Raw genomic sequence first — 13,325 nt, 5'->3', positions numbered from 1 at the left:
TCGAAGCGAGGCTCCGATTTGGCGCCTGGACCGTGGGGGTGCGCAAGTCATGGCTCACTCGGACGGGAAGAATGCCCGGGCTTCAGCGGGAGGACTTCCCTGGTCTGATCCCGCCACGATCCGGAGGATGGTGCTGTCCCCTCTCAACGGAGCCGACCATGTCGCTTCTCCTGTCTCGCCGTAACCTCCTGGCTGCGTCCGCCCTGCTCCCGCTCGGATTTCACCTCCCTGCAATAGCCGCGCCCGTGAATGGCCCGTACCGGGTCGGCGCGTTCACGGTGACGCCGTTGCGCGACGGTCTCTTTCCGCTGGAGCCGAGCATGATCCCGGCCGCCGAAAGCCAGGCCGGACAAGCCTTGCTGGAGGGGGCCGGTCTTCCTGCGAAGGGCCCGTCGCCAGAGCCGGTCAACGCGTTCCTGATCCGACGCGGGGAACGGCACTGGCTGCTCGATGCGGGCTGCGGCACCGTCCTCGGGCCGGGCTTCGACCGGGTAACCGCGGCACTGGCGGCGGAGGGCGTGCGGCCGGAGCAGATCGAGACCATCTGGCTGAGCCATCTGCACGCCGACCATGCCGGCGGTCTCTTGACGCCGGACCGCCTCGCGCGGTTCGCTAACGCGGAACTCGTGCTGCAGGAGCGTGAGGTGGCCTACTGGTCGGATGCGGCTGCCAGAGCCTCGGCTCCGGTTCCATTGAGCCCGATGTTCGAAACCGCACAGGCAGTGCTGGCGGCCTATCCTCACAGGATCCGCCGCGTCTCCGGCGAGGCGGAACTCGCACCGGGTATCCATGCTGTGCCGCTGCCCGGCCATACGCCGGGACATATGGGCGTCTTAATCGCGGACGGCTCCGACCGCCTGCTGATCTGGGGCGATATCGTCCACTCGCGAATCCTACAGCTGCCGCATCCGGATTGGACGGTGATCTGGGACACCGATCCAGCGGAAGCGATCACGACGCGACGGCGCATCCTCGACCGTGCGGCAGTCGACGGCTTGCGGGTGACGGGGATGCACCTCGCCACAAGTGGAAGGATCGAGCGTGCGGATGCGGGTTACGCACTGGTCTAGTTGCGCCGCAACTAGGGGACCGCGGATGTCCGCTTTCAAGGTCTCTTCAATGGACAATTGGCGGCCGCATCGGGTCGTAAGGCAAACGTTCGAGAAAGGTGGATTTCAACTGGTCCGCTTTTAAGCGGAAGATGCATCGAACCAGACGTAGCCTCGTGGACCAATTTCCACACAAGGAGAGGCTCATGAATTGCTCTTCCGGGAAATCAATCGCGCGATGTCTTTATCTTGTTCGTCGCAGCGCCCAGCATGACGACCTGAGATATACCAATAGACCAACGCAGAGAACGTTCCACTTGATACTATGGGTAACCCACCCTCAATATAACCAAAATTATTAAAGTTAGCGGTGGAAAAACTTATGCCACCCTTGAACGATGCGAAAAACCACATGGCGAAAAACATCGACACAACGAAATTAACGGCTAAGTAGTAATACTTGCTCCTTATCGCAAACCATTCCGCCAGAGCTATAGCAAAAAATATTTGTATTGCTGCGACAATATAGTACATAAATGATAATACAATTGCCTGAAGCACGATTCCAAATATGTTGTAGCTGCCCCACGATGTAGCCGGATACAGGATGGAGGCGCGGAGTGCTGCCGCCGTCAATATCATCAATGAGTAGCCCTTTAATATACGTCCCATTTTGAACCATTTGCAAGGGCCGCGCAGCAGCGCTTATTAACGCGACGCTGCCGTTCTCAGCCTCTTACCACTCAACGCAGCTTATATTTAGCCCTCGAATTCCACATACAGCCCCAAACTCAGGTTTTCGAAGGCATGGCGAACGTCCGCTTTTGAGGATCGCTGAATACGGCCTGAGTGGCTGTTTCGGGTCGCAAGCCGAATGACCGCTCGGGTTGGATTTCCGACAGTCCGCTCCGGGACGAGAAATGCAGGAAGCGGACGACGTTTCCGTGCCCTCCCGAGATCCCTGACGCTTGCGATAGCTAGGGCGCAAACATCGCGGCTACGCTGTGAGGTGCCTCCGCGCCGAAGAACCGGGCAAGGTTCCGCCCGGAGGCGTCGGCGATCCCGGCGCTTCGGGGGAAAAGGCTGCGCTCGTATGCCTTGAGCGCATCGTTCATGTTTTCAGGCGAGGCGATGATCGCTTTCGCGAGATCGGCACCATCATGGAGTGCTAGGTTCGCTCCCTCTCCCGCGAACGGCGACATCAGGTGCGCCGCGTCGCCGAGGAGGGTCAGGCCCGGCACACGGTCCCACCGATGGCCAACCGGCAGCGCATGGATCGGACGAAGGACCGGGTTTGTGTCGCTGGTCGTGATGAGCGCGGTCAGGTGTGGTGCCCATCCCGTGAACTCGGCTGCAATCCGGGCCATGGCCACCCCCGAGTCGCCGAAGTCGATGGCACGAAACCAAGGCTCCGGCCTGTTCAGAGCCGTGTACGTGTGGATACGCCCATCCGCATGGCGGTGTGCGAGGATCCCCATGCCCGGCGCCACCGCCATGAGCGTACCCCCGCCGATGGCGTTCGCGCTGGCCTTGAGGCGTACGGCACCCTCGCGGATGCTCGTCTCGACGAATGAGGTGCCCGTGTAGGCGGGGGCTGTCCCCGAGAGCAGGGAACGGACCTTCGACCACGCCCCGTCCGCGCCCACGAGCAGATCGGTCGTGACCGTGGCGCCGTTCGCGAAGCTGACCGCGTGCCGCCCGTCCCTGCATGCGGCGATCGCCACCGCCTTGTGGTCCCATCGGACCGTGTCCGCCGGGAGCGAGGCGATCAGCATCCGCCGCAGGTCGCCACGGTCGATCTCGGGTCGATGCCCCACGGGTGTACCGGGGCGGTCGAACAGCACGGTGCCGTTCCGGTCGACCACACGTTTGGCGTCTTCGCCGGGGCGGACGAGACGGAGGAACGCGTCGTGAAGGCCCGCGTCCCTCAGGGCGACCTCGCCGGTGTGCTCGTGGATGTCGAGCAGGCCGCCCTGCGTCCTCGCGTCGGCCGACGGTTCGCCCTCGTAGATCGTTGCCACGATCCCGTTGACATGGAGGATGCGGGCCAGCGCGAGGCCGCCGGGACCTGCGCCGAGGATCATGATCGACTGTCGCATGGCTGCGCTCCTGAGACCGCAGGCGCGCAGCACTCGTCGGTGCCGATCACTGCGGCTGCCCATGGTCGGGCATCTGCTTCGGAGACGCTGGCCGACCCACGCAAGGTGCGGGGGTGACGTGTATTCGACAGCCTTGGTTGGGCGGTCGTTTTGCGCGGCATCTACGAGGTTACGTCCAACCGCGCGGTCGAGCAATCTCCCGACCCCCACGGCGTAAACCACCATTTGCTTCCCATCTCGCCTGGAAGCCCCACCGACGCTCCGCATGCCCGACATGGGTCGGAGCCCGCCCGTTCGACTTTCGGCCGGATCGGATGGAAAGCGGAAGGCCCCCCTGGGCGGTCAAAGTTCTCAGTTGGCCGTGCTCGCGCCGGCGGACATCGACGGCTTCGGGTCGGTCGACGACGGGGTGACCGCTCGGGTGGCTCGAGGGCGACGAGTTCGTGCTCGTCCTACAGGCGAGCACGTTCGCGGCGGTGGCCTCCCGGGTCGAGATGATCCACCGGCGCCTCCGCGACGGCCTGAGGGGATCGGGACCTCCCGACGCGTTCACGGCCTCAAGCGCGTCGGTCGCCACGGTCGGGGCGGCGTCTCGGTAGAAGATGGCTCTGACCCAGCTATTCCAAACATCGCACGCCATTGCGGAACGTATTCGGCCGAGGTGACCGTCGAGCCATGGTAGGGATTCTCGCCGTAGGCTGATGCCGGTAAATCACCATCGAAAAGGAAGAGGTGACCTGGGGGGATGCCGAGAACGCGATAAGCCTGGGCAAGCAGGCGGGTGGTGTTCTCCCGAGCGTGACGCTCAGCCCACCAGCGCCACGGCGGTGTCGCGGAGCGGCCAGCCAACCAGGGCGCTGGAAGCTGCTCAGGGCCGAAGGTGTCCCAAGGGCTTGAAAAGAGGACGACCCGCCGAACCGGAAACCGCTTCGCGATGAAGGCGGCCATGCCCGCCCCTTGTGAAAGGCCGGACATGACGATCCGCGGCCAAGCCGGGCCACCGTCCGGTGCGAGAAAGCCACCCCAGCCAGCGTTGGGATGCTCGTGGTCGAGGTAGCGGAGCAAGGCAACCAAGCGCGTGACGATTCCCTCCGAGGGCGGGTTCGAGACCGGCCCTTCACCGCCAAAAACGCGTGCTGCACGAAAGCGCGCGGAGCATTGCGGAGGGCGTTGCGGGCAAGCCTGTGCGACAGCCGGTACGTCGTCATAGGGCAAGAAGATCACGCGATATCCTTGCTTCGCAACCGTTTCCATCAGCAATTCAGGGCCACCGTCGCGTCCGCCACCGGTGCCGGGCAGAAACACGACTAACGGAGCATTGCGTGTATCGTCTTTACCATTGAAAACTATGTTTTCGAAGTAAAAATCACCAACACCTTTATCTGCATCGGATGGCCTGACACGTTCAGCATCGATTTTCGCATGGACATGAGAGGGCATCAAGGCTATCAAAATGTATAGAACCATCATTATGGGCGTAAATCTCACGCATGAATCTCCATGTCGCTGGTTTTATCTTCCTTGTTGCGCCTGGGCACAGAAACGAAGCAAAAATCGCAGAGCTGATGTACCTGAAATTGTCTAACGTCCGAGAACGTGCCGCCGATTGTTCTCTCATTTCGCATACAGATAGGTCCCGCAAAGGCTCCGGTCAGTTTCTCCTTTCGGCATTGCATCGCCACTGAAGACGGCCAGGCTCAATTCACGACCACCATCGCCACGATAGACGACGATCCAACGGACGGGAGCTCCGCAGAACGTATTGCCATTCAGCAGCACAGGATCGGCCGGTGACGTCACCTTGAGGATGCGGGCAGGCTTCGGCCCGGTATCGGTGCCAAAGGCGGTCACATCCGCCGCCACGGAAAGAGGAAAGCTCTTTTTTGCGGCGATCAGTCTGTCCGGCGATAAGGTGATGTCGCCCGTAACCGCCATAGCGGTGCTGCTCATTGCCGACCAGTGTTCGATGCCCGACTGAGCGGCCGCAGGACCCAGCACGAAGGCCACGGCAACCGCCAGGGCAGAGCGTCTGATGGTCATTTTCCCGGGTAACTTACAATGGTTTATGTTCAAGTGAGGTCTCCGTCTCAACGCAATGAGCATATTCCATTCCAGCATCCTTTTTTTACCGAAGTATGATAAGATATTACGTTTTTTAACGTTGCTACTAAGCCGGACTAGACGTGTTTTCGATGCCGATGACATGTCTATTCGGTGCATTTGGACTAGACCGAGGCATTGCGCTCAAACCCTGCCACATCGATGAACATCCGGTTCGCTCTGGACCAAAGCCGATCCGCCTTAGTCTCGGTGGGTGAGGCGCTCCCAGTTACCGTGAGCAAGCTTTGCCCTGTCGGCGTCGTCGAGCGGGAGCCGGTCGAGGTATCCTCGGGCCTGTCGGCCGGGGCGGTACTGGTAGGGGTAGTCCGTGGAGAACAGGACGCGATCCAAGCCTACGATCTCGACGCATCGCCGGAAGTAGTCGAGGCTGAACATCCCGCTCGCCGTGACGTAGAGGTTGTCTCGCACGTAGTCGGCGACCGGTCGGTCGAGCTTGGCCACGCGCTGGAGCGCGGCCAGGCGCTCCAGATAGAACAGGACCACCTCGCCCCAGTGCCCGAGGATGACTTGGAGGCCTGGGTGGCGGTCGAACGTGCCCGCCAAAACGAGGCGCACGAACTGAAGCCCGGCCTCGTAGTGCCAGCCGAGCCCGTAGGCGGCGAGGGCGAGGTCGGTCTCTGGGTCGAAGCCCGCGTAGTTGGCGTCCCGCACCGCCCGCAGCGGGATCTGCGGGTGAATGAAAACCGGCACCCCCAGTTCTGCCGCGCAGGCGAACAGGGGCTGGAAGTCCGGGTGGTCGAGGTGCTTGTCCCGCGTCCGGCCGCAGACCATCGCGCCCTTGAGGCCGAGGTCGCGGACCGCGCGTTCGAGTTCACGCGGCGCAGCGTCGGGCGCGGGCGTCGGCAGCGCGGCGAAGCCTTGGAAGCGATCGGGCCGCCTGGCCACGGCCCCGGCGATCAGGTCGTTGGTGTGGCGGGCGAGCGCGGCGCTGTCGGCGGCAGCGAGATTATGCAGGCCGGGGGTCGTCAACGATAGAACCTGCACATCGACGCCCGCCTCGTCCATCAGGGCGATGCGTCCCGCGCCAAGGTCCTCCAGGCGTGCGCCGATCTCGCCCCGGTCGAAGGCCGCAGTGGGATCGTCGGCCGCAGCGATAGCCCAGGCGTCCCTCACAACGTGCGGCAGAAAGTGCTCCTCGACGGCGACCAGCTTCATCGGTGTCCCTCGTGCCGATCCCGTATCGGCGGTGCTGGAGATAGACCGACCGTGAGGCGTGCGGAACGCGCAGTGAACGCAAGCGTGTCCGTCGTCAGATGATTTGGGACATTCAGCGGTGTTCAGGAGCGGAGGCTCTGGTTCATCTGGGGTAAGAGGTTAGGCAGCCTGCGCGTGGTGGCGCAAGCGGCGATCCATCAGGGTCTGGCGCTTGATGCGTTCCCGCTCGGCCAGGATCCCTTCGCCGCGTCCGAAGTAGACGTCGGCGGGCGTGAGGTTGCTCAGGCTCTCATGGGCTCGGGCATGGTTGTAGTGTTCGACGAAGTCGGCAACCTGCGTCTCCAACTCGCCGGGCAAGTACGCGTGTTCGAGCAGGATGCGGTTCTTGAGTGTCTGATGCCAACGCTCGATCTTGCCCTGCGTTTGCGGATGGCATGGCGCACCGCGGATGTGGGTCATGCCCCGAATGCCGAGCCAGTCAGCCAGGTCGCTGGCGACGTAGCTTGGACCGTTGTCGGAGAGCAGGCGTGGCCGCGGCATCACCCGCGCCTGATCGAGCCCAGCCGCACCCAGCGCCAGGTCGAGCGTGGCGGTGACGTCGCTGGCCTGCATCGTCGTGCACAGCTTCCAGGCGACGATGTAGCGTGAGAAGTCGTCCAGGACCGTCGACAGGTAGTACCAGCCCCAGCCAACGACCTTCAAGTAGGTGAAGTCCGTCTGCCAAAGCTGGTTGGGCGCGGTGGTTTTATCGCGGAACTCGTCGGCGGCCTTGATGACGATATAGGCCGGGCTGGTGATCAGGTTCTGAGACTTGAGCAACCGGTAGACGGTCGCTTCCGAGACGAAGTAGCGCCGCTCGTCGGTGAAGCGCACCGCCAGCTCACGCGGACTGAGTTCAGGCTGCTCCAGAGCCAAGGCAACGATCTGCTCGCGGATCTCTGCAGGTAGACGGTTCCAGACCCGGCTCGGCTGCGAAGGATGGTCATTCAACGCCTCGGGGCCGCCGCGCTGGTAGGCGTCGTACCAGCGGTAGAACGTCGAGCGCGTGATGCCGAGCTTGTCCAGGGTGGCACGCACCGGCAGGTGGGATTGCTCGACCAGCCGGATGATCTCCAGCTTCTCGGGGGCCGGGTACCTCATGCCTCGTCGCCCCCAGCCCCGCTCATGCTTTTTTTAAGCAAACGGTTCTCCAGGACGAGATCAGCTACGACCTCCTTCAGCGCCCCCGCTTCGCGACGGAGATCCCGCACCTCATCCGTGGTGGCCGCACGAGACGTGTCACCGGACAGGCGCTTCTTGCCAGCCTCCAGGAACTCCTTGGACCAGCCGTAGTACATCGAGGCGGCAATCCCCTCACGTCGGCACAACTCCGCGATGCTGTCCTCGCCACGCAAGCCTTCCAGCACCACACGGATCTTCTCCTCGGACGAGAACTGCCGACGTGTGGCCCGACGGATGTCCTTGATCACCGCTTCTGCCGGCTTCTTGGCCGGTCCGGATGTCTGCTTCATCTTCGCTCCTCAGGGGCTACGATGAACCAGCCATCCTCCGTTCGTGAAGACCCTCATTCTGTCCCACAGGTGCTGACGTCGGACAGCGGTGCAACGTGCGGGGCCGACCTGTCAGGTCGCGGTCGAGGACGACGGCCTAGGCATTCCGGAGGCTGAGCGGTCCGCCGTGTTCACTCCGTACTACCGGATCGAGCGCTCCCGGAACCGCGGGACCGGCGGGACGGGTCTGGGGCTGGCCATCGCCCGGCAGATCGCAGAGGCGCACGGCGGCACCGTCGTGGCCGAGGCGACCGCGCTCGGCGGCGCCCGTCTCGTGCTGACCCTGCCCGCCGTCGCCTGACCACCCGGGCCGTCGTTACAAATCGTTACGCCGGCGCATCCGCCCGTCACATCCGGGAAGAAGCCCGGGTCGATCCTGCCCTCATCGGTCGCGGCGTCGGGAGACGGCGCCAAGACCCCACGAGAGCGGAGGATGCAACGATGCTGAAGTATCTCGCCCCGGTCGCCTTCCTGGCCGCCATCGCGGTCCCGGCCACCGCCGCGCCTTTGATCCAGGATGCGGTCTCCAACGGTTCGGACGGTGCCGAGATCATTCAAGTCTACGGCGGTTGCGGACCGTACGCCCATCGCGGCCCCTACGGCGGCTGCAGGACCGGTGGTCAGGCCGGTGGCTACGTTCGTGGCGCCTCCTGCCCGGCCGGCTTCCACATCGGACCCTACGGCCGCCGCTGCTGGCCGAACTGAGCTTTCACACCCCTTTCGCGACCACCGCGTCCGGCTGCGTTCCGGACGCGCATGGAGGCAAACATGATCCGTAAGATCGTCCTACCCCTTGCTGTCGCCGCAGGGCTTCTCACGGCCGGTTCGGCCGCCGAGGCCCGCGACGGCTGCGGCCTCGGCTTCCACCGCGGTTTCTACGGCTGGTGCCGTCCGAACCTGGGCTACCGTCCCTACGCCTACGGTCCCGTGTACCGTGGCTTCGGCTATCGTGGATGGGGCGGCCGCCGCTGGCACTACAGCTACCACTATGCCTGGCATCGTCGTTTCGGTTGGCATGGCGGCGGCCGTCGCTGGGGCGGGTTCCGGCATGCGGGCTGGCATCGTCGCTGGTGATGCCCTCCGTACCCCACAAGGGCGCCCCCGCCTCGGCGGCCTCGCCCTCGTCCCGCAACCCCGCCGGAGACCTCGCATGCCCCCTGCCGACAGGACGGCACCGCCGCGATTCAGCCGTCGCGGCTTGATCGCCGGATCGGTCCTCGGCCTGACTGCCCTCGGCGTCGCCGGCCTGTCGGCGATGGCCTCCCGGAAATCCGGGGCCGTCCATGTCGCCGACCCGGCCCTGGCCGGTCCGCTCGGCGACGTCTGGGTAGGCTCGCCCCGGGCACCCGTGACGCTCGTCGAGTACGCCGCGCTGACCTGCCCGCATTGCGCGGCGTTCCACGACGGGACCTGGCCGGCCGTCAAGGCGCGCTGGGTCGACGCCGGACAGGTACGCTTCGCCCTGCGCGGGTTTCCCCTGAGCCCCCTCGACACGGCCGGCTTCATGCTGGCCCGGGCCGACGGCGACCGGGACTACTACGCGCGCACCGACCTGCTGTTCGAGCGGCAGCGCGCCTGGGCGTTCGTGGAAAAACCGCTGGATGCCATGCGGGAACTGATGCGGCAGGCGGGAATCGACGGCGGCCGGTTCGATGCCATCCTTCGCGACCAGTCCCTCTACGACGGCGTGCAAGGCGTCTTCGCGCAGGCGAGCTCGGCCCTGGGCGTCCACAGCACGCCGACCCTGTTCGTGAACGACGACCGACACGAGGGCGCACTGACGGCGGACGCGCTCGGGGACATCATCGGGCGGGCCCTGGAACGGAGGCCGGGGTGAGGCTTGCCCTCGGGGTGCAGGGGCGGCCTCGATCCGTGGCCGCCCGCCGCTCCGGCTTGGTCCGGCAAGGTCGATCCGCGGCTGCGACGCCCGGCGCGGACGGAAGCGCGTGCCGTCCGTGCGCGCCTCGACGATACGGTCCATCCTGACCATGCCGAACGCGTCGCGCAGACGGCACCACGCCGGCACGAATGCGCGCCGCTCGGCATGGACGATCGCCGGGGGCGGGACCGGCCGCCCGGTCTCCGCGCGGTGCCCGTCGCTGTATCTGATACGCACCCGCGGCACGGGCCGGGCCGGCGCCGACATTCCCAGGACACGACGTCCGATACCGCTTCGGAGACGGGCCTCAGTGGGCGACCGGCACCTCGCCGGTGCGAAGCAGTCCCGCCCGCGCCGCGCCGGATTGGGGCAGCATCCAGCCGGGGTATTCCGGTGCGAGGGCACCCGCCTCGCCGAGCATGTCCAACTTCGACGGGCCGAGGGTGACTTCGAGGCTCACCAAGTTGGCTTCGAGCTGATCCACGCCCTTGACGCCGACGATGATGCTGGCGACGCCCGACTGCTGCCTGAGCTAGGCGAGCGCTACAGCCTCGTGCATCGCGCCGTGCGCCTTTGCGATCCCGTCCATCGCCGCGAGCACCGCGGTGGCGCACGCGTCGTCGACCAGCGGGAACGGCACGGTCGCGCGACGTCCGGCGTTCGCGCCGTTCCGGTACTCGATGATTGGGCTGTAGTCCCGCTCCCGCGTCCAATCCGCCAGATGCTTGCCGACGCACTGGTTGTTGCCTGCCACCTTCGGCTTAACCGGTGCCAATACGGTCTGAAGCGAGACACGCTTCTTGCCCTCGGCCCAATTCCGTCTGCACTTCGAAGGTTCTCGCCAGGATCTTCAATCAGTAGAGGAACGACATTTACATTGCTACAGCTATCGAAGAGCAGTTGGGGTGTTTAGCTAATTCCACCCGAATAGCGGGCTGCAGAACAACGTCGGCTTCCAAGCAGGCGTTGAAACGCGCGCGCGGCCGGGTTGGGTCGCTATTGGAAGGGCCGCCGAGGGTGGTTTTCTGCCTTTCCGCTTCGGGGCGGCGAGTGCATGGAGGCGGACATCCCGGCGGGGACCGATCACGACCCTTTGCAGAAGGTCGGAAGGTCCGCTTGCAGGCTACTCGGTATGGCATTCCCCGATGGCCGGGGCGGGTGAGAATGCGCGGCATCCTGACCGCCGGTGTGAAAATCTGAAACTTAAAATCAGCGGATGTCGTACCGCCTACAGACGACCCAAGAACGTTCGTGCCGAAGGCTCTGCTTAGGTACACTCTACCGCTTGGCCGAAAGGCAATAACCATCAATTGACGAGATTTTATATATCGGAACAATGCCGGAAGATTTTTGTTGTGACGAAGGTTGAATATGGCATTCAGCACTACAGGAGATCTTGCATGAAGAGGTTCACACTCGCCCTCACCGCACTGACCGCCCTTGGCGGCATCGCATTCGTGACCGGTTCGGCCAGCGCCGCCCCGATGTCCGTCAACGGCCTCCAGTCCGAGAGCGGCGTCACCCAGGTCCGCATGATGCAGAGCGACCGGATGATGATGAAGAAACGCATGATGCGGAAGCAAATGATGAAGCGCCGCATGATGAAGAAGCGGATGATGAACCGCGGTATGTGATTTCAAGCGCCTGACAGTCCCGGAGGTCCCGATGAAGGGATCTCCGCCCTGCAGGCCACGATTTCAAGGAAGACCGCTTGGCCCGAACCTATCTCACCCGATCAGCGCCAGAGACTGATTAGGTCGAGCGTCGCCGATGGATGTTCCGGCATCCCGTCGTCATCCGCATCACGCACTGGGTGAACGCGGTCTACCTCCTGGTCCTGGTGATGAGTGGCCTGCAAATCTTCAACGCCCACCCGGCCCTTTACTGGGGCAGCTTCTCGACCTTCGACACGCCGCTGATGGCGATGTCCTCGACCGAGGCCGACCCGCCCAAGGGCGTGACGACGGTGTTCGGTCACGGCTTCGACACGACGAGCTGGCTCGGCTCCCCGATCCCCGTGAGGAAGAACATGACCTACCTTCGATACGCACCCGACGTCGAGAAGCCCGATCCGGACGAGCAGAAGACGATTGACGGCATCATCAACGGCATGACGCAGCAATCGGAGACCGTCGAGGCACGCGAGCACCATGCCGTGCGTGCCAGCCATGCGAAGAGCTCTGCGTGCGTCACCGGCGAGTTGATGATTGCCGCCGGCCTGCCGCCCGAACTGGCCCAAGGGCTGTTCGCCACGCCCGGCACTCACCCCGTGGCGGTTCGCTTCGCTCAGGGGCCGGGCGAGACCCTGGGCGACCGGGTCTCGACCCACCGCGGCATGTCCATCAAGGTGTTCGACGTGCCCGGCGAGAAGCTGCCCGGCCACGCCGTCGACACCCAGGACTTCGTACTCGCGACGGGCACCACGTTTCCCTCGGGCACAGCGGCCGGCTTCCTGCGGGACGGCACCGTCATCGGGAAGTCCACGGGGTTGCCGGAAGGGGTGAAGAGCGCGGTCTCGTCGACGATGCGCAACCTCAATCGCGCGCTGCACGCCTTCGGGACGGAGAGCGCGCTGGCCGACTTCTTCGGCCATCCCTACAGCCACCCCCTCGCCGACAGCTACTTCAGCCAGGCGCCGGTCCGCTACGGCGATTACGTGGCCAAGCTCGGGGTCGTTCCGGCGACGGAAAGCCAGCGTGCCCTATCCGAGTGGCGGCTCGATCCGCATCAGGACGAGGACGGCTTCCGCCATGCCACGGTCGCCTTCTTCCGCGACCACGAGGTGGTGTTCGAGTTGAGGGCCCAGATCTGGGCCGACGCTGAGAGTCAACCCATCGAGGATGCCTCGGTCGACTGGCCGGTCTCCATCAGCCCCTACCGTACGGTCGCGACGCTGCGGCTGCCCCGCCAGGATGCCTACGGCGCGGACCGCGTGCGCTACTTTGACGAGGTGATGACCTTCCGTCCTGCCCATAGTCTCACGGCTCACCGGCCGCTTGGTTCCGTGATGCGCGCACGGCTTCGGGTCTACCAGGCGCTGAGCGATTTCCGCCACAGCAAGAATGGCGTGGCGTCCGAGGATACCGCGAGCATTGATCACGTTCCGGCCTAGGCGCGACATGACCGACATCGGACAGCCAAGGGGGGGCGACATGCTGATTGATGTCGCCCGGGCGCACGCCTGTGAGTTCGAGGGCCCCTCCGTCTCCGATTGAACCGACGATGCGGTGGTGTGCAACACGCACATCGACCGCGGCGGCGCCATCCTGACGAAGACGGTCGTGATCGAAGCCCTCAGGTTCCGGATCAGGGAGCCGACCGCAAAGAACTGAAGACGATGGTGAGTAGTTCCCGGGGGCTGGATGGCTCCGTGCCGTCAAGTCTCCGTCCGTCGACCGTTTGGAGCCGGTGTGATCGCACGGACCGCGCACGACGATGCTGGCTCGGCAAGCGCCAACCCGGCCATAGGTTC

15 protein-coding genes and 2 pseudogenes are annotated in these 13,325 nt (G+C 64.5%); 8 read left to right on the top strand and 9 right to left on the bottom strand.

Annotated elements, in window-relative coordinates; translation table 11 throughout:
• The first annotated feature begins 158 nt into the window (after positions 1-158).
• Positions 159-1,070, top strand: a complete 912-nt coding sequence (locus ACFZ8E_RS22940) for an MBL fold metallo-hydrolase (RefSeq protein WP_405043879.1) — start codon at positions 159-161, stop codon at positions 1,068-1,070.
• A 183-nt stretch (positions 1,071-1,253) separates the two neighbouring features.
• Here ACFZ8E_RS22940 and ACFZ8E_RS22935 read toward each other — a convergent pair whose 3' ends face one another.
• The 6 genes from ACFZ8E_RS22935 to ACFZ8E_RS22910 all read right to left on the bottom strand — a co-directional run bounded on the left by ACFZ8E_RS22935 (position 1,254) and on the right by ACFZ8E_RS22910 (position 7,935).
• On the bottom strand, positions 1,254-1,691 hold the full coding sequence (locus ACFZ8E_RS22935; RefSeq protein ID WP_405043878.1) for a hypothetical protein: 438 nt from the start codon (positions 1,689-1,691) through the stop codon (positions 1,254-1,256).
• A gap of 335 nt (positions 1,692-2,026) precedes the next feature.
• Positions 2,027-3,148: an FAD-dependent oxidoreductase gene (locus tag ACFZ8E_RS22930; RefSeq protein WP_405043877.1), complete on the bottom strand. Its 1,122-nt coding sequence runs from the start codon at positions 3,146-3,148 to the stop codon at positions 2,027-2,029.
• A gap of 549 nt (positions 3,149-3,697) precedes the next feature.
• Positions 3,698-4,636, bottom strand: a complete 939-nt coding sequence (locus ACFZ8E_RS22925) for a BPSS1187 family protein (RefSeq protein WP_405043876.1) — start codon at positions 4,634-4,636, stop codon at positions 3,698-3,700.
• Positions 4,637-4,762: 126 nt separating this feature from the next.
• Positions 4,763-5,188 carry a hypothetical protein gene (locus ACFZ8E_RS22920; protein ID WP_405043875.1) on the bottom strand — a complete coding sequence of 142 codons (426 nt, stop codon included), beginning with the start codon at positions 5,186-5,188 and terminating at the stop codon, positions 4,763-4,765.
• Positions 5,189-5,449: 261 nt separating this feature from the next.
• On the bottom strand, positions 5,450-6,424 hold the full coding sequence (locus ACFZ8E_RS22915) for an amidohydrolase family protein (RefSeq protein WP_405043873.1): 975 nt from the start codon (positions 6,422-6,424) through the stop codon (positions 5,450-5,452).
• Positions 6,425-6,583: 159 nt separating this feature from the next.
• Positions 6,584-7,935 (bottom strand): IS3-like element ISMex16 family transposase gene (locus tag ACFZ8E_RS22910; protein WP_405041759.1). Its coding sequence is split into 2 segments (ribosomal slippage): positions 6,584-7,599 and positions 7,599-7,935, totalling 1,353 coding nucleotides; the frame shifts between segments, so codons are not numbered across the junction.
• A gap of 88 nt (positions 7,936-8,023) precedes the next feature.
• Here ACFZ8E_RS22910 and ACFZ8E_RS22905 point away from each other — a divergent pair.
• The 4 genes from ACFZ8E_RS22905 (at position 8,024) to ACFZ8E_RS22890 (ending at position 9,811) form a co-directional block, all read left to right on the top strand.
• The gene (locus tag ACFZ8E_RS22905) at positions 8,024-8,275 is read left to right on the top strand and encodes an ATP-binding protein (protein WP_405043872.1); all 252 of its coding nucleotides are present in this window, start codon (positions 8,024-8,026) and stop codon (positions 8,273-8,275) included.
• 140 nt (positions 8,276-8,415) lie between these two features.
• Positions 8,416-8,679 carry a GCG_CRPN prefix-to-repeats domain-containing protein gene (locus ACFZ8E_RS22900; protein WP_405043871.1) on the top strand — a complete coding sequence of 88 codons (264 nt, stop codon included), beginning with the start codon at positions 8,416-8,418 and terminating at the stop codon, positions 8,677-8,679.
• A gap of 63 nt (positions 8,680-8,742) precedes the next feature.
• Positions 8,743-9,048, top strand: coding sequence for a GCG_CRPN prefix-to-repeats domain-containing protein (locus ACFZ8E_RS22895; protein ID WP_405043870.1), 306 nt, complete (start codon positions 8,743-8,745; stop codon positions 9,046-9,048).
• Between the two features lie 76 nt (positions 9,049-9,124).
• A complete protein-coding gene (locus ACFZ8E_RS22890) occupies positions 9,125-9,811 on the top strand; it encodes a DsbA family protein (protein WP_405043869.1) in 687 nt (228 codons plus the stop codon).
• 99 nt (positions 9,812-9,910) lie between these two features.
• Here ACFZ8E_RS22890 and ACFZ8E_RS22885 read toward each other — a convergent pair.
• From ACFZ8E_RS22885 to ACFZ8E_RS22875, 3 genes and pseudogenes are all read right to left on the bottom strand, one after another.
• Positions 9,911-10,120: pseudogene (locus tag ACFZ8E_RS22885) on the bottom strand (WYL domain-containing protein); the annotation flags it as partial.
• A 40-nt stretch (positions 10,121-10,160) separates the two neighbouring features.
• The gene (locus ACFZ8E_RS22880) at positions 10,161-10,337 is read right to left on the bottom strand and encodes a hypothetical protein (protein WP_405043868.1); all 177 of its coding nucleotides are present in this window, start codon (positions 10,335-10,337) and stop codon (positions 10,161-10,163) included.
• A 48-nt stretch (positions 10,338-10,385) separates the two neighbouring features.
• Positions 10,386-10,607 (bottom strand): hypothetical protein, encoded by a 222-nt coding sequence (locus tag ACFZ8E_RS22875; RefSeq protein WP_405043867.1) that lies wholly within the window; start codon positions 10,605-10,607, stop codon positions 10,386-10,388.
• A 601-nt stretch (positions 10,608-11,208) separates the two neighbouring features.
• On the opposite strand from ACFZ8E_RS22875, the gene ACFZ8E_RS22870 reads away from it, so the two are divergent.
• From ACFZ8E_RS22870 to ACFZ8E_RS22860, 3 genes and pseudogenes are all read left to right on the top strand, one after another.
• The gene (locus ACFZ8E_RS22870) at positions 11,209-11,487 is read left to right on the top strand and encodes a hypothetical protein (RefSeq protein WP_405043866.1); all 279 of its coding nucleotides are present in this window, start codon (positions 11,209-11,211) and stop codon (positions 11,485-11,487) included.
• A 140-nt stretch (positions 11,488-11,627) separates the two neighbouring features.
• A pseudogene (locus tag ACFZ8E_RS22865) lies at positions 11,628-11,858 on the top strand (hypothetical protein); the annotation flags it as partial.
• Between the two features lie 24 nt (positions 11,859-11,882).
• A complete protein-coding gene (locus ACFZ8E_RS22860; protein ID WP_405044436.1) occupies positions 11,883-12,965 on the top strand; it encodes a catalase family protein in 1,083 nt (360 codons plus the stop codon).
• The last annotated feature ends 360 nt before the right edge of the window (positions 12,966-13,325 follow it).

The sequence above is a fragment of the Methylobacterium sp. HMF5984 genome (assembly GCF_045033435.1).
Lineage (GTDB): Bacteria > Pseudomonadota > Alphaproteobacteria > Rhizobiales > Beijerinckiaceae > Methylobacterium.
The sequence above is the reverse complement of the archived record's forward strand: the minus strand, read 5'-3'. Positions and strand labels throughout refer to the sequence as shown.

Excerpts from the sequence above, each read along its gene's own strand:
- ACFZ8E_RS22940 (WP_405043879.1), top strand. The coding sequence starts at position 159 with ATGTCGCTTCTCCTGTCTCGCCGTAACCTCCTGGCTGCGTCCGCCCTG.
- ACFZ8E_RS22935 (WP_405043878.1), bottom strand. The coding sequence starts at position 1,691 with ATGATATTGACGGCGGCAGCACTCCGCGCCTCCATCCTGTATCCGGCT.
- ACFZ8E_RS22930 (WP_405043877.1), bottom strand. The coding sequence starts at position 3,148 with ATGCGACAGTCGATCATGATCCTCGGCGCAGGTCCCGGCGGCCTCGCG.
- ACFZ8E_RS22920 (WP_405043875.1), bottom strand. The coding sequence starts at position 5,188 with ATGACCATCAGACGCTCTGCCCTGGCGGTTGCCGTGGCCTTCGTGCTG.
- ACFZ8E_RS22915 (WP_405043873.1), bottom strand. The coding sequence starts at position 6,424 with ATGAAGCTGGTCGCCGTCGAGGAGCACTTTCTGCCGCACGTTGTGAGG.
- ACFZ8E_RS22900 (WP_405043871.1), top strand. The coding sequence starts at position 8,416 with ATGCTGAAGTATCTCGCCCCGGTCGCCTTCCTGGCCGCCATCGCGGTC.
- ACFZ8E_RS22895 (WP_405043870.1), top strand. The coding sequence starts at position 8,743 with ATGATCCGTAAGATCGTCCTACCCCTTGCTGTCGCCGCAGGGCTTCTC.
- ACFZ8E_RS22890 (WP_405043869.1), top strand. The coding sequence starts at position 9,125 with ATGCCCCCTGCCGACAGGACGGCACCGCCGCGATTCAGCCGTCGCGGC.
- ACFZ8E_RS22860 (WP_405044436.1), top strand. The coding sequence starts at position 11,883 with ATGACCTACCTTCGATACGCACCCGACGTCGAGAAGCCCGATCCGGAC.